The organism is Agathobaculum sp. NTUH-O15-33 (genome assembly GCF_033193315.1).
Lineage (GTDB): Bacteria > Bacillota > Clostridia > Oscillospirales > Butyricicoccaceae > Agathobaculum > Agathobaculum faecihominis_A.
In genome coordinates this window covers 1,871,497-1,886,786 of the sequence record NZ_CP136187.1, presented here as the reverse complement: position 1 = coordinate 1,886,786, position 15,290 = coordinate 1,871,497, and the positions used below count along the sequence as shown (strand labels likewise).

At 57.9% G+C, this 15,290-nt stretch carries 15 protein-coding genes; 1 reads left to right on the top strand and 14 read right to left on the bottom strand.

Annotated elements, in window-relative coordinates; translation table 11 throughout:
- Positions 1-27: 27 nt before the first annotated feature.
- Entirely contained in the window at positions 28-1,569 is a 1,542-nt protein-coding gene (gene guaA / locus RWV98_RS09545) for a glutamine-hydrolyzing GMP synthase (protein WP_317865503.1), read from the bottom strand.
- 200 nt (positions 1,570-1,769) lie between these two features.
- On the opposite strand from guaA, the gene RWV98_RS09540 reads away from it, so the two are divergent.
- A complete protein-coding gene (locus tag RWV98_RS09540) occupies positions 1,770-2,714 on the top strand; it encodes an Ig-like domain-containing protein (protein WP_280960541.1) in 945 nt (314 codons plus the stop codon).
- A gap of 46 nt (positions 2,715-2,760) precedes the next feature.
- On the opposite strand, the gene dcd is transcribed toward RWV98_RS09540, so the two are convergent.
- From dcd to RWV98_RS09475, 13 genes are all read right to left on the bottom strand, one after another.
- On the bottom strand, positions 2,761-3,294 hold the full coding sequence (gene dcd, locus RWV98_RS09535; RefSeq protein ID WP_317865500.1) for a dCTP deaminase: 534 nt from the start codon (positions 3,292-3,294) through the stop codon (positions 2,761-2,763).
- A gap of 19 nt (positions 3,295-3,313) precedes the next feature.
- Positions 3,314-5,089, bottom strand: a complete 1,776-nt coding sequence (locus RWV98_RS09530) for an Rqc2 family fibronectin-binding protein (RefSeq protein ID WP_317865498.1) — start codon at positions 5,087-5,089, stop codon at positions 3,314-3,316.
- A gap of 12 nt (positions 5,090-5,101) precedes the next feature.
- The gene (locus tag RWV98_RS09525; RefSeq protein ID WP_317865496.1) at positions 5,102-5,878 is read right to left on the bottom strand and encodes a Nif3-like dinuclear metal center hexameric protein; all 777 of its coding nucleotides are present in this window, start codon (positions 5,876-5,878) and stop codon (positions 5,102-5,104) included.
- Positions 5,878-6,567, bottom strand: coding sequence for a tRNA (adenine(22)-N(1))-methyltransferase (locus RWV98_RS09520; protein ID WP_317865494.1), 690 nt, complete (start codon positions 6,565-6,567; stop codon positions 5,878-5,880). Before RWV98_RS09520 ends, RWV98_RS09525 begins: the two co-directional genes overlap by 1 nt.
- Before the next feature lie 53 nt (positions 6,568-6,620).
- Complete coding sequence (locus RWV98_RS09515) at positions 6,621-6,821, bottom strand: DUF1858 domain-containing protein (protein WP_280960536.1); 201 nt, start codon at positions 6,819-6,821, stop codon at positions 6,621-6,623.
- 170 nt (positions 6,822-6,991) lie between these two features.
- On the bottom strand, positions 6,992-7,270 hold the full coding sequence (locus RWV98_RS09510) for a zinc-ribbon domain containing protein (RefSeq protein WP_280960535.1): 279 nt from the start codon (positions 7,268-7,270) through the stop codon (positions 6,992-6,994).
- Between the two features lie 77 nt (positions 7,271-7,347).
- Positions 7,348-7,965 (bottom strand): sigma-70 family RNA polymerase sigma factor, encoded by a 618-nt coding sequence (locus RWV98_RS09505; RefSeq protein WP_280960534.1) that lies wholly within the window; start codon positions 7,963-7,965, stop codon positions 7,348-7,350.
- A 130-nt stretch (positions 7,966-8,095) separates the two neighbouring features.
- Positions 8,096-9,940, bottom strand: a complete 1,845-nt coding sequence (gene glmS, locus RWV98_RS09500) for a glutamine--fructose-6-phosphate transaminase (isomerizing) (RefSeq protein WP_317865490.1) — start codon at positions 9,938-9,940, stop codon at positions 8,096-8,098.
- A gap of 378 nt (positions 9,941-10,318) precedes the next feature.
- On the bottom strand, positions 10,319-11,671 hold the full coding sequence (gene glmM, locus RWV98_RS09495; RefSeq protein WP_317865488.1) for a phosphoglucosamine mutase: 1,353 nt from the start codon (positions 11,669-11,671) through the stop codon (positions 10,319-10,321).
- Between the two features lie 91 nt (positions 11,672-11,762).
- Positions 11,763-12,803: a Holliday junction branch migration DNA helicase RuvB gene (ruvB, locus tag RWV98_RS09490; protein WP_317865486.1), complete on the bottom strand. Its 1,041-nt coding sequence runs from the start codon at positions 12,801-12,803 to the stop codon at positions 11,763-11,765.
- Positions 12,800-13,426, bottom strand: a complete 627-nt coding sequence (gene ruvA, locus RWV98_RS09485; protein ID WP_317865484.1) for a Holliday junction branch migration protein RuvA — start codon at positions 13,424-13,426, stop codon at positions 12,800-12,802. The genes ruvB and ruvA overlap by 4 nt, the downstream gene beginning before the upstream one ends.
- 2 nt (positions 13,427-13,428) lie before the next feature.
- The gene (ruvC, locus tag RWV98_RS09480) at positions 13,429-13,920 is read right to left on the bottom strand and encodes a crossover junction endodeoxyribonuclease RuvC (RefSeq protein ID WP_280960529.1); all 492 of its coding nucleotides are present in this window, start codon (positions 13,918-13,920) and stop codon (positions 13,429-13,431) included.
- 107 nt (positions 13,921-14,027) lie between these two features.
- The gene (locus RWV98_RS09475; protein WP_317865482.1) at positions 14,028-15,284 is read right to left on the bottom strand and encodes a methionine gamma-lyase family protein; all 1,257 of its coding nucleotides are present in this window, start codon (positions 15,282-15,284) and stop codon (positions 14,028-14,030) included.
- Between the last annotated feature and the right edge of the window lie 6 nt (positions 15,285-15,290).

Here is a 15,290-nt window from a genome sequence, read left to right as displayed (position 1 = left end):
CTAAACATAAGGTTTGGGGGATCGTTTTTACTCCCACTCCACCGTTGCCGGGGGTTTGGAGGTGATATCATACACGATGCGGTTGATATGGCCCACTTCGTTGACAATACGGATGGATACGCGGTCGAGCACCTCATAGGGAATGCGCGCCCAATCCGCAGTCATGAAGTCCGTGGTGGTCACCCCGCGCAAAGCGAGCGTGTAATCATACGTGCGGCCGTCGCCCATGACGCCGACCGAGCGCATATCGGTCAGCACCGCGAAATACTGGCTGATCGAGCGGTCCAGCCCTGCGTTCGCGATCTCTTCGCGATAAATCGCGTCGGCCTCGCGCAGAATGGCGAGTTTTTCCTCGGTCACCTCGCCGATCACACGGATGCCCAGACCCGGGCCCGGAAACGGCTGGCGCCAAACAAGATGCTCGGGCAGGCCAAGCTCCAAGCCCATCTGCCGCACTTCATCCTTAAAGAGCATGCGCAGCGGCTCGATCAATTCCTCGAAATCGACGACGTCAGGCAGGCCGCCGACATTGTGGTGGCTCTTGATGACCGCCGAATCGCCAAGGCCGGACTCGATCACGTCCGGATAGATGGTGCCCTGCACCAGAAAATCGACCTTGCCGATCTTCTTGGCTTCGTCCTCAAACACACGGATGAACTCTTCGCCAATGGCCTTGCGCTTGGCTTCGGGCTCGCTCAGCCCCTTTAAACGGTTTAAGAAGCGCTGCTGCGCCTTTGCGTGGACAAAGTTTGCGTCAAAGCGGGTTTTGAATGCCTCTTCCACCTCGATGCCTTCGTTTTTACGCATCAGGCCGTTATCGACGAACACACAGGTCAACTGGCGGCCGACCGCTTTGCTGAGAAGCGCCGCGGCTACGCTTGAATCGACGCCGCCGGAAAGGGCGCAAAGCACCTTACCATCCCCCACCTGCCGGCGAATCGAAGCAAGCTGATTTTCGATGTATTTCCCCATCGTCCAATCGCCGGTGCAGCCGCACACGTCGTATACAAAGTGGCGAAGCATATCCGTACCGTGCGGCGTGTGATTGACCTCCGGGTGGAACTGTACGCCGTACAGCTTCTTTTCCGCGTTTTCCATCGCGGCGGTCGGACAGGTCGCGGTAGTCGCGGTGACGCGGAAACCTTCGGGCGCGTTCGCGATAAAGTCGGTATGGCTCATCCAGCAAATTTCGTTTTCTTGCAGATCGGAAAACAGCGTGCTCGTGCGGTCGAGCCGCACCTCAGTCTTGCCGTATTCGCTCTTTTCGGCGGCGTCGGATACCGTGCCGGCCAAAAGGTGCGCCATCAACTGGCAGCCATAGCAGATGCCGAGCACCGGAATGCCGAGTTCCAGCACTTCCCTGCCGCAGCGCGGCGAGGCATCGTCGTATACGCTATTGGGGCCGCCGGTGAAAATGATGCCCGCGGGCTGCATCGCCTTGATTTCGCTCAGCGGGGTCTTGTAGCTTTTGACCTCGCAGTATACATGTTGTTCGCGCACGCGGCGCGCGATCAGCTGGTTATACTGGCCGCCAAAGTCTAGCACCAGGATCAACTGATGATTTTCCATGAAAAATCTCCTTCCAAAGCAATATCTGTCTGTTGCTATTATGACACAATGCAGCGTTTTAGACAAGTTTTTTGCCGGTGTTTTTACTTTCCCGCTATATTTTTTGATAAATAGGCAGAAATAAACTATGTTTGACGTATGATTTTCGGGAAATTGGTGCATCCTTTGGGCAAGAGAACCTTTCAAGGGGTGTAATAACAATGTTAAAGGATAAAAAATTGCTGTTTTGCGCGGTCCTGCTGCCGATCACCGTGCTGTTTTCCGGCTATGCGCTGGCTGCGGGATTGAAAACCGTGCCCGCGGACGGCGCGCCGCCCATTGCACAAAGCGTTCATGGCGAAACCTGTCTGGGTGTGCCGATCGAACTGACGCTCACCGCGACCGACGAGGACAACGACATTGCCCTGTACCAGCTAACCGAGCAGCCGCGACTAGGCACGGCTCAGATCGACGGCGCGGTACTGCGCTACACACCGGGCAAAAAGGCCGGTACGGATAAGTTTTCTTACACCGCGGTGGATGAAAACGGCAATACCGCACCCGCCGCCACGGTAACGGTAACCGTGGTGAAGAACCGCTCTAAGCTGACCTACGCGGATATGGAAGGCAATCCATCCCATTACGCGGCCATCTGTTTATCCGAAGCCGGCGTGATGACGGGGGAAAAGATCGGCGACTGCTCTTTTTTCCATCCAGCACAGCCGATCACACGCAGCGAGTTCATTGCAATGGCTTCCGCCGTGGCCGATCTGCCGCTTGAACCGACCGAGCAGACCGATTTTGCCGACGACGGCGGCCTCTCTCCGTGGGCCAAGCCCTATGTCAGCGCCGCGGCGTCCAGCGGGTTGGTCAGCGGCTACCGTACCGCGGGCGGCTATGCCGAGATCCGCGGGCAAAATCCGATCACGTTGGCCGAGGCCTGCGTTGTCGTCAATAATCTGCTGACCGAAACGCTTCAGGGCGCCGAAGCGGCCTACGCCTCGGAACACTCAACGGAAATGGATTGGGCGCAATCCGCGATCGGCTCGCTGAACCGGCTGCAGGTGCTCTCTCCCCTTTCCGAAATGCAGCAGCCGAGCGACGCGATCTCCCGCCAGACCGCGTGTGAGCTGCTTTACAACGCCATGCAGCTGATGGAAGAATAGTTAATCAGTAAGGCCACCGGAAATAAGTATTCCGGTGGCCACTGTTTTAAAATTCAACCGACCTTTCAAAATCTTTATACAGCAAGCTGGGCTGAATGCCAACGTTGTTCTGGTACTTACCGCTTTCATAGGGGGTATACTCGCCGTGGATATCATGGTAGTATATCTGACAGATCTCGACATTGGGATATATTCGGATGGGCTGCACGCAGAAGATCTCTAGCGTCCAATAGCCCCGGAAACCCACATCGCCAAAGCCCGCGGTGACGTGGATAAAAAGGCCAAGTCGGCCGGTCGAAGAACGCCCCTCCAGCATGGGCACATAGCCATCGGTCGAGGTGTATTCGTTCGTGCGGCCCAGATAGAGGCGATTGGGTTCGAGAAGCAAACCGTTTTCCGGGATAAAAATGCGGTGCGCTCTGTTATTCTTCTTCATATCCAGCACTTCGTTGTCATAGACAAGCAGTTCATCCGCCAAGGACAGGTTATAGCTGTTTGGATTGATCCGTTTTTCATCAAACGGAATAATTTTGATCTCCTTGCCGATGTGCTTTAAAATTTCTTGACCGGATAGGATCATATGAGGTGTTCCTTTCTGTTTATTCCACGCGCAGCTTTTCGATCGCCGCTTCGTCCGGTGTGACATACGCCGTTTGGTAAACGTGATAAATGACCATGCCCGGCTTTGCGCCGGCGGGCTTTTTCACCTGACGTACCGGCGTATAATCGACCGGAACCAGCGACGAGGTACGCGCCTTGGAGTGGTACGCCGCGATCATCGCGGCTTCGGTCATGGCCTGATCGGTCGGCTCGCGGCCGTCGACCGCGAGAATGACGTGGGAGCCATGGATTTTCTGTGTGTGAAACCAAATATCGCTTTTCAGCGCGGTTTTCAGCGTGAGCAGATCGTTTTGCAGGTTGTTTTTACCCGCAAACACATCAAACCCGTCGCTGGTGCGGTAGTGGTAGGGTTTAGCCGAAGCGGGCCGCGCCTGACCGCGTTTGTTCCTTGTCTGCTTTTTGGAGAGCACGCCTGTCTGCGTTAACTCCTCGCGAAGCTGGGCCAGATCGCGTTCGTTTTCCGCTTCCTCGATCAGGGCAAGCACACTATCGAGGTATTGCAGCTCGTCCTGCCCCTGCGCCAGCTGTACGGTGAGCATCTGTTCGGCTGTTTTGGCCTTGTTATAAAGCTTAAAGTAGCGCTGCGCGTTCTGCTGTGGCGTAAGCCTGATATCGAGTGTAATCTCGACCTCTGGGCAGGTCTCGTCGTAATAGTCCACCGCGCGGACCTTGTTCATGCCCTTTTCGATCTGGTACAGGTTGGCCGTGATCAAGTCGCCTATGCGCTTGTGCTTATCACGGTCGTGCGTTTGGGCAAGCTCCTTTTGCTGGGCGGCGATTTTACGCGCCAGCCGGTCGCGCGCGTTCTGTACGGTTTTACGCAAATCCTGCGTGCGGCGCGCCATGCGCTCGGCCTTGCCTTTTTTCTCGTAAAAGGCGGCGAGCAAAGCGGAAAAGCTGTCAAACACCGTTGTTTGCAAAAAGTCGCCGTATTGCGCAATGGGCGTGCAGGAGAAATCGAACACCGCGCCGTCCTCGCGCCTGGTCAGAAGCGTGGGCGAAAAGCGTCCCCCTTTGACGTCGGCGCAAAAAGCGTCGAACGCCTGCGCAATCGCACGGTAGTCCTTTTCCGTCAATTCGCGCAGGGGCTGCTGTACGTTTCCGGTCGCGCGGAACGCGATCTCACGGCACAACAGCGGCGAAAAGCCGAGCAGCAGGCCGAGCAGCGCGCGGTCGAGCGCTGTCTCCGGGTCGCCCTCCCGCAGCAGGGCGGTCAGCGTTTCACCGGTCAGCCCAAAGGGATCGCGCTTATCCTGCGCGGGCGGCATGCGGTAAAACAGGCCCGGCATTACCTGCCGCTTGCCGGATATATCACCGTCCACCCGGCGCAGCGAATCGATGACGCGCCCATCCTCGCCGCATAAAACCAGATTGGAGTGCTTGCCCATGAGTTCGCACATCAGGCGCTTTTTGCAGGGCACGCCCATTTCATCGTTGGTGTCCAGCTCGATGGTGAACATGCGCTCGGTCGCGGGCTGGGAAATGGCGGCGATCTTGGCCCCCTGCACATGCTTGCGCATCAGCATGCAAAACATGGGCGGCGCGGCGGGGTTTTCCCGCGCGGCTTCGATAAAGTGCGCGCGCGGCGCGCCCGCCGCGATCGAGAGCAGCAGGCGCTTTGCGCCGCCCACGCCGCGCGTTTGCAGCACAATCTCGTCCCGGTCGGGCTGATATACTTTTTCCACGCGACAGCCCATGAGCGCCGCGTTCAGTTCGTGCACTACTGCCCCAAGGCAGATTGCGTCGAGTGGCATAATAAACCTTCCTTATATAAATTGGATGCAATCGGCGTGCTTCGCCGATGTTTTGACCGTAAGCTTGGGAAAAGCGCCCCTGATCTGCTCTGCAAACACGGCGGTCATCGGGTTTTCGGTTGGAAAATGCCCGGCGTCCACCAGCGTCAGGCCAAGGGCCTGTGCGCGCTGCATCAAGTCGTAGCTGCAATCGCCTATCACAAAGGCTTCCGCGCCCTTTGCGAGCGCCTGATCCATCATTTTGCCACAGGCGCCGCCGCCGACCGCGACACGGCGGATGGCCCGGCCGCCGTCGCAGTAACGCACGCCGCCCGCGTTCAGGCAGTCCTTGACGTAGCGGACAAACTCCTCGGGCTGCATTTCGCGCGGCAACGTGCCGACACGGCCCAGCATACCGTTTTCCCCGGCTTCCATATTGGATACGCCGGTCAGGAACAACGCGGCGGCCAGCGCATCGTTTACGCCGCCCTGCGCGCAGTCCGCGTTGGTGTGCATACAGATGAGCGCGATCTCGTTTCGGATCGCCGCGCGCAGCAGGCGGCCCGTGGTATCATCCGCCGTGACCCGGCTGACCGAAGTGAAGATCGCCGGATGATGGGCCACGATCAGCTGTGCGCCGAGCGCGGCCGCCTCCTCCACCACCTGCTCGGTGATATCGAGCGCGCAGAGAACGGAAGAGACCGGCTGCACGCGGTCGCCAGCCAATAGGCCGACGTTGTCCCAGCTTTCAGCAAGCTCGTATGGGGCAAAGCCCTCTAAAAAAGTCAGGATATCCTGTACGGTTATCATCATAATCCCTCCATAGCGTCCCGAAGCGCCGTAACGGTATCGCGCTGCGCCGCGAGGCGCGCTTCATCGACCGCGCTGCCCTGCTCCATACCGGCCAGCGCGTGCGTTTCAATGCGCAGCAGGTGTGCCAGATATTCCTTCGCACCGGCCGCCCGCAACAGCGCGGTTGAAACATGGCAGGCGGAAAGCGGTTTTTCCCGCTTATCCGCCCCGCCCCGGGCGCTGATCACAATGTACCAGCGGCGCGCGCCTTCGCGGCAGATCGTTTCCTCAACGATGCGGCAGCCGTTTTGCCACAGCCATTGGCGCAGCTCGGGAGCGCCCGTCATAGGCTGGAGCAACAGCAGATGACCGCCGTCAATCGCCCACGGCGCGGCATCCAATATTTCCGCAATGGTCTGCCCGCCCATGCCCGCGATCGAAACGGTATCGCACTCGTCAGGAGCGATCGCGTCAAGGCCGGGCGCAAGGCGAAGCGGCAGCGAAACGCCGTGATCCCGCGCGTTTTGTTCGGCGTGTCGGAGCGGTCCCGCGCCGATATCCGAGCCGACGGCGCTCTGTACGCGGCCCGCCTTTAGCAGGCTGATCGGCAGCTTGCCGTGATCGGTGCCGATATCGGCCAGATGCGCGCCCTGCGGCACCAGCGATGCAAGGCAGTCAAGGCGCGGCGTTAAAATCAAACTTTCCATAGTCTCCTCAAAAAAAACCGGGCCGGCTTTAGCCGGCCCGGTTTCCTACTAGCTTATTCTCCGAAAAAGCTGTTGAGCTTTTCAACCAGCTCGTCCGCATTCGTGCCGTGAACCATGCAGGCTTCCTCGATGCTTTCGCCCTGCGAAGCCGGACACCCCAGACAGTGCATGCCCATTTCCGTGAAAAAGGGCGCCGTGTTCAGATCGCGGGCCAAAACCTCGCCGATCGTGGTTTTCTTCGTGACAGCAGCCATGATGAACCTCCTTAACTCGTTTGTTTGATTTCTTATAGTATACCGCAGAAAAACAGAAAATTCAATCAAAATATCATATTTATCACGTCTGAAATACTTATTTGCTAAAATTAAAAAAAGCGTCCGAGAAAACTCTCGGACGCTGATTTTGCGGGTAATAAGCTAAAAAATTAGCCCTCTTCGCGCATCTTGGCGAAGCACTCGCTGCAATATACCGGGCGATCGGACTTGGGCTCGAACGGAACTCTCGCCTCGCCGCCGCAGGAAGCGCAGACTGCGGTGAAATACTCGCGAGGGCCGCGGGCAGCATTCTTGCGGGCATCGCGGCAGTTCTTGCAGCGCTGGGGCTCGTTCTGGAAGCCGCGCTCTGCGTAAAACTCCTGCTCACCTGCGGTGAATACAAATTCCTGACCGCATTCCTTGCATACTAAAGTCTTGTCTTCGTACATGCTTTTTACCTCTCTTTGATACCGTTCCCTCGGGAACCTAGATTTATTGCGTACAGGCTTCTTTTGCCTGCAATCGCCTATTGGGGTTTGATAGCTGCCGATTTTCGCTTGATGCGCTGGATGGCATTGTCCACAGACTTGATTGGTTTATGCAGTGTTTCGGCCATTTGCTCATAGGACAGGCCGTCTAGAAACAATGTTAAAACCTTTGCCTCGAATTCAGACAGGAGCGAATAGAGCCTGCGTATCAGCTCCGCCCGTTCCTCATTGCCGATCACCAGCGATTCGGGGTCACCGATCGGTGCCGCAACCCGGGTGTGCGATTGAGCAAGGTCTTCAAACAGAGGTCGATCAAAGGACAGGGAACGATTTAAAGGATCGTGCTTGAGCGCCGCCGCCGCACGCACCGCGGTATAGATCCGCCGGGTGACGCATAGGCGCGCAAACGCGCCGAACGGCGTTTTTTGTGCTTCGTCGTATTCGCGGATCGCCTTGAGCAGTCCAAGCATGCCCTCCTGCAGCAAATCCTCCGCGTCGGCGCCAACCAAAAAGTAGGGGCGCGCGCAGGTCTTTACCAGCCGGGAATACCGCGAAACGAGCGCTTCTGTTGCCTCGCCCTTGCCCTGCTGCGCCATTTGGCACAAAGCTTCATCGGATAGGGCGGCAAATGCCTCAAATTCCTTATCGTTTCTCATGTCGCTTCTCATTATAGGCGAAAGAATCCATTTTGTCAAGTAATTTTTGTGGAACCTATTGATTTTCCGCCAAATTTCGATTTTGATTTTTGTGCTAATTAGACAATCAACTTCGGCAAAACGCTTTAATTTATTCGACCGTGACCGACTTTGCCAGATTGCGCGGCTTATCCACGTCGCAGCTGCGTTCCACCGCTACATAGTATGCCAGAAGCTGCAACGGAATAATCGAAAGGGACGCGGAAAATTCCGAAAGGCACTTGGGCAAACGCACGATATGGCGGCAAACCGATTCATCGCCGGTAAAATCGTCCGTCGTGACGAGAACGACGCTTGCTCCGCGCGATACCACCTCGCGAATGTTGGACACGGTTTTTTCAAATAGGGCGGGCTGTGTGGCGAGCGCAACGACGAGCGTGCCCTTCTCGATCAGCGAGATGGTTCCGTGTTTCAGTTCTCCCGCCGCATAGGCTTCAGAGTGTACATAGCTGATCTCCTTGAGCTTGAGCGAGGCTTCCAGCGCGGCGGCATAATCCAGCCCGCGCCCTAAAAAGAAGACGGACGCGCGGTTGGCGTATCGGGTGGCGATACGCTGCATTTGTTCCTTGCAGGCAAGCGTCTGCTCGATCAAACGGGGCAAACGGCGCAGCTCGGCGCACAGCGCCTTTTCGTCGCCGATCGAAATATGGCCGCGCACCCGCGCGATCCGCACGGAGATCATATAAAGCGCCGCAAGCTGCGCGGAATAGGCTTTGGTGGTAGCGACAGCGATCTCCGGCCCGGCCCATGTGTACAGCACGCCGTCCGCTTCGCGCGCGATCGTAGAAGAGACCACATTGACGATTGCGACCGTAAACGCGCCCGCCTGCTTGGCCAGACGCATGGCGGCCAGCGTATCCGCGGTTTCGCCCGACTGACTGACGACGATGCACAGATCCTTCTTGCCGATGATCGGGTTTTCATAGCGGAATTCGCTTGCCACCTCAGCCGAACAGCGCACGCGGCACATGCTTTCGATCACGCGCTTGCCCACCATACCGGCGTGCAGCGCCGAGCCGCAGGCGACGATATGAATATTTTCGATCTCGCGCAGGCGCTCATCCGTTAGGCCGCACTCCTCGAACAAAATGCTGTCGTTCTGGATGCGGGGGCGTACCGTGTCGCCGACCGCCTTGGGCTGCTCCATAATCTCCTTGATCATAAAGTGCTCGTAACCGCCCTTTTCCGCGGCGGACATGTCCCAAGTCACGGTCTGCACCGGCTTATCGAGCGTTTCGCCGAACTCGTTCATCACGGTAACGCCGTCCGGGCGGACGATCGCCACCTCGTTATCGTCCAAAATAATGTACCGGTCGGTCCGGCTGATGATGGCGGTGATATCGGACGCGATCATGTTTTCTTCCTTGCCCAAACCGATGACCAGCGGGTTATCGCGTCTGGCGGCGACGATCTCATCCGGATTATCGAGCGAAACGACACCGAGCGCATAGGAACCGCGAATGCGCTGCACGGCGGCCAGCACGGTCTGCGCCAGATCCTCCTGCTTGCCGGTGTGCAAATAGTCGATCAGGTGGGCGACGGTTTCGGTATCGGTCTCGGACTGGAACGCGTATCCATGCTTTTCCAAACGCGTGCGCAGATCCTGATAGTTTTCAATAATGCCGTTATGTACCACGGCGACCTTGCCCATGCCGTCCTTGCCGCCGAGATGCGGGTGAGAGTTGCGGTCGGACGGCTCGCCGTGGGTCGCCCAGCGGGTATGGCCGATGCCGCAGGTGCAGCAAAGTCCTCCCTCTTCCTTGATCTTTTCTTCCAGATTCGCGATACGGCCTTGGGTCTTGACGACGCGCAGCCCTTCCTTCGTAAATGCCGCGACGCCGGCCGAGTCATAGCCGCGGTATTCCAGACTGTACAGGCCCTTGATCAATACAGGCAGCGCGTTTTCGCGCCCGGTAAATCCAACGATTCCACACATATTATAAATGATCCTCTCAATATACGAATGATTTAATTTCTCGCAGTTTTTTAATTTTGGGCATAAAAATAGTGCGTTACGCAGGTCTGCTCTGTCCGCGCGGTCGCCCGCGCGTTTTCCTCAGCCTGCTGACGACCAACTCACTCGTGGCCGAAGGGCATCCGCCGAAAACTTCGATTTACCCTTTCCTCGTCAACTGCGATACCGGCTGCACCGCAGTTCTGGCGCTTCATGTAATTCAGTTGTATCGGGCCGCATCCCCTCCTTTGCTAAAAAACGGGTGGACGTGAGAAAACCACGCCCACCCCCATTGGTGCATTTTATTGCCGCGCAATAAAAATATGATTTTATGAGAAAATAGCTTTGGCTATTTTTCTATTATACGACAGACTCTATGACCTTTGCAACACTTTTTGCCAAAGAATCCACTTTCGCGCTGTCCTTGGCTTCCACCATGACGCGCACGAGCGCTTCGGTGCCTGAAGGACGCACCAGAATGCGGCCGTCCTCGCCGAGCTCCGCCTCGGCCGCCTCGATCGCCTCGCGCACGGGCGGCAGCTCGTGCAGCTTCGACTTTTTATCGTTCGGCACCTTGACGTTTACCATGAGCTGCGGCCACGGCACAACCTCCTGCGCGATCTCAGAGCACTTCTTGCCGCTCTCTTTGAGAATGGACATAAACTGCAGCGCGGTCAGCTCGCCGTCGCCGGTGGAAGCGTATTCTAAGAAAATAACGTGGCCGGACTGCTCGCCGCCCAGTATATAGCCCTTTTCCAGCATCATTTCCAGCACATACCGGTCGCCCACATTGGAACACTCGATCCGCATGTCGTTCTTTTCCGCATAGGCGTGCAGGCCCATGTTGGACAGCACGGTGGCCACGAACGCGCCGCCGCGCAGCTTGCCCTCGCGCTTCATACGGGCCGCGCAAACCGCCATGATGCGGTCGCCGTCCAGCTCCTCACCGGTCTCGTCTACGATCAGGCAACGGTCGGCGTCGCCGTCAAACGCAACGCCGAGGTCGAACTCGCCGTTCCGCACACGCGTCTTGAGTTGCTCCAAATGGGTGGAGCCGCAGCCGTCGTTGATATTGATGCCGTCCGGCTCGTTAAAGCGGATCTCGCTCTTGCATTCGACCAAACGGGTCAGGCGGCGGATCGTGGTGGAGGACGCGCCGTTGGCGCAATCGATCGCAACGCGCAGGCCGGAAAGATCGCCCTGAATGGTCTCGGCCAAATGGTCGGTGTATTCCACGACCGGGTCGATCGCGCTGCGCAGCACGCGGCCCAGCTTTTCGTGCGTTACCTTGGGGATGGAATCCAGATCGTCGATCAAGTCCTCGATCTTGCTCTCCATGTCGTCGGACAGCTTATAGCCGTTGCCCGCGAAGATCTTGATGCCGTTGTATTCAAACGAGTTATGGCTCGCGGAGATCACAATGCCCGCGTCCGCCTTGTGCTTGATGGTAAGGAAGGCGACCGCCGGGGTCGGGATAACGCCGAGCAGCTCCACATCCGCGCCGACCGAGCAAATGCCCGCGACCAATGCGTTTTCCAGCATATCAGAGGAAATGCGCGTATCCTTACCGATCAGCAGCTTGGCTTTGCCGTCCTTCTCCAGTTCCTGCGTCAGTACATAAGCGGCAGCCGCGCCGATCTTGAAGGCGAGCAGTGCGTCCAGCTCCGAATTAGCAACGCCGCGCACGCCGTCTGTTCCAAAGTATCTACCCAAATTAAAACACCCAACTTTCCAAGTTTTGAGGATCGCTATTGTAAGGAACGCACCTTTTGAGCGCCGCTTCCTGTTTTCATTTTATCATCCGCTACATCATTTGCTGCCCGTCCGCCGGTTCCATTTCCAGATGGCGGTAAGCTTGCAGCGTCACGCACCGCCCGCGGGGCGTGCGGCTGAGAAAACCGATCTGCATGAGATACGGCTCGTACACGTCCTCCAGCGTGATCGATTCTTCGCCGATGGTCGCGGCCAGCGTGTCGAGACCGACCGGGCCGCCGCCATAGTTTAAGATAATGCTTTGCAGCATGCGCCGGTCGATGTTGTCAAGCCCAAGCTCGTCAATCTCTAGGGCGCGCAGCGCGATATCGGCGTTTTTCTTATCGATCGTCCCCTGCCCGCGCACCTGCGCGAAATCGCGCACACGGCGCAGCAGACGGTTGGCGATACGTGGCGTGCCGCGGCTGCGGCGCGCGATCTCTAAAGCGCCTTCGTGCTCGCAAGGCACGTTTAGGATACCGGCCGAGCGTTCGACGATGCGGCACAGCTCCTCCGGCGAATACAGCTCCAACCGGAGCAAAACGCCGAAACGGTCGCGAAGCGGCGAGGTCATCTGCCCCGCCCGCGTGGTCGCGCCGATGAGCGTAAACTTCGGCAGGTCGAGCCGGATCGACCGGGCCGAAGGGCCCTTGCCGATGATGATATCGAGCGCGTAATCCTCCATCGCCGGATAGAGTATCTCTTCCACGCTGCGGTCGAGACGATGGATCTCGTCGATAAACAAAATATCATTTTCCGAAAGATTTGTCAATAAGGCCGCCAAATCCCCCGCTTTTTCGATCGCCGGACCGCTGGTCACACGGATGTTAACGCCCATCTCAGCAGCGATGATACCGGCGAGCGTGGTCTTGCCAAGGCCGGGCGGGCCGTACAGCAGCGTGTGATCGAGCGATTCACCGCGCAGCTTTGCCGCTTCGATGTAAACCTGTAAATTTTCCTTCGCCTTGGTTTGGCCGACGTAGTCCGCCATGGTTTTGGGGCGCAGGGAGGGATCGGTCTCGTCGCCGTCCAGCGGGCGGGATGAGATGATGCGCTCGTCATCCGTCATACCGCCGGAAAATTCTATACTCAAGTGTTCCTGCTCCTTACTGTGCCGCGAGCTTCTTCCAGACTCTGGCGGATGATCTCGTCCGCCTCCATATGAGCGGTGTCGAGGCCCTTCATGGCGGCGAGCGCTTCGGCCTGACTGTAGCCAAGCACCATGAGCGCCGCGACCGCCTCCTGCGTATGGTTGGCGCCGCCCGCGGCAAACGCCTGCGCGGCGGGCACGGCCGACGCGCCCGCTTCGAGCTGCTCCTTGCTCATTTTGTCGCGCAGCTCTAAAATGATACGCTGGGCGATTTTCTTGCCGATGCCGGGGGCCTGCGTCAAAAGCTTCTCATCGCCCGTGATGATGGAGAGCGCCAGCCGGTCGGGCGGCGCGACGGACAAAATAGAAAGCGCCGCCTTGGGGCCGACGCCCGACACCCCGATCATCATTTCAAAGCAAGAGCGCTCTTCCTCGTCGCTGAAGCCGTATAACTCAAAAATATCCTCACGCACATTTAAATGGGTGAGCAATTTGGCGCGCGCGCCCATTTTCAGGCTGCCGACGGTGTTCTGCGAAGCATGGCACGCATAGCCCACGCCGCCGCAATCGATCACCACCAGCCCTTGCTGAAGCAGCGCGACCGTTCCTTCCAGATAATAAAACATAGTTACCTCTCATGATAGCGGATCGAACCCGCCGAGTGCCCGTGGCAAATGGCGAGCGCCAGCGCATCCGCCGCGTCGTCCGGCCGTGGGATGCTGGTCAGGTGCAGAATGTTCTTGGTCATTTCCATCACCTGCTTCTTTTCGGCTTTGCCATAGCCCACGACCGACTGCTTGACCTGACTTGGCGTATAGGAAGCCGGGTGCAGCCCCTTCTGCGCCAGTGCGAGCAAGATGACCCCGCGCGCTTGCGCCACCTGAATGCCGGTTGTGATATTGGAGTTGAAAAACAGCTCTTCAATCGAAGCCTCATCCGGGTGAAAGGTATCGAGTAGCGTGCACAGGTCGTCATAGATCTCAGCCAAGCGAAGATGCATCGGCATGCCGGGACTGGTTTTGATGGCCCCGTACTGCACCGGCGTAAACTGAAACTTTTCATACCGCACCACGCCGTAGCCGATCGTGCCATATCCGGGATCAATGCCGATTATTGTCATATAAAAACGAATCCTTTACGCAAATTAACGTTCTTATCCAAAATATTGTACCATAAACAGCGTAACGATGCAATATTCCGACGCTTGCCGGCGCATAGAAAAAACGCTCAAGCGCGGCGCTGTTTTTGGATGCGCTCGGCCGCTAGCAAAATCCCCGCCTTGCCGGAGGAATAGGTAAGACCGCCCTGCATGTAGCATACATAGGGCTCGCGCATCGGCGCATCGGCAGAAAGCTCGATGGAAGCGCCCTGCACGAATGCGCCCGCCGCCATGATCACCGGATCGTCATAGCCCGGCATTGCCCACGGCTCCGGGGTTACGAACGAATCGACCGGCGCGCCGGCCTGTATGCCTTCGCAAAAGCGGCGCAGCGGATCGGGCGCGCCGAAGGCGATGGTCTGGATAATGTCGTAGCGCGGCTCCTCCGCCTTGGGGCTGACCTCATAGCCGAGCATTTCCATGACCTTTGCGCAAAAAATCGCGGTTTTGAGCGCCTGCGCCGTCGTATGCGGGGCCATGAAAATGCCCTGATACAGCAGCCGGTTCTGCCCAAGCGTGGCGCCGCATTCGCCGCCGATGCCGGGCGCGGTCAGCCGGTAGGAGGCGTTTTCCACCAGATCGGCGCGGCCCGCGATATAGCCGCCCGTGGGCGCGAGGCCGCCGCCGGGGTTTTTAATCAGCGAACCCGCGACCAGATCGGCGCCGACCTGCGTCGGTTCGATCGTTTCCACGAACTCACCGTAGCAGTTATCGACCATGATAACCGCCCGCGAGCCAGCCTCGCGCACTGTTTTGCAGATTTCGCCGATCTCGGCGCAGGACAGCGTTTGCCGCACCGCATACCCGCGGCTACGCTGAATAAAGACGAGCTTTACCGCGTCGTCCCGCACAGCCTTGTCTATCGCGGGCAGGTCGGGTCGGCCGTCCACGAGATCGACCTGTTTGTAACCGATGCCGTAGCGCTTCATACTGCCGCACCCATCGCCGGTAATGGTATTTTGCAGCGTATCGTACGCGGGGCCGGTGACGGAAAGCACGGTATCCCCCGTGGAAACGGCGGAAAACATGGCGCAGGACAACGTGTGCGTACCGTTTACAAAGCCGATACGCACGAGGGCCGCCTCCGTGCCGAACAGATCGGCATAGATGCGGTCCAAGGTATCTCGCCCGTGGTCGTCGTAGCCATAGCCGGTCGTGCCCGCGAACAGGTTGTCGGACACGCGGTTCTTGGCAAACGCCGCCAGAACTTTCTCTGTATTTTCTTCGCAGATCTCATTGATACGCGAAAAATAAGGCATGATTTCGCGCTCGGCCTGCCGGCCGAGCGCGCGAATCTCCTCTGATATGGCAAGGTAGTCAGACATAAACTT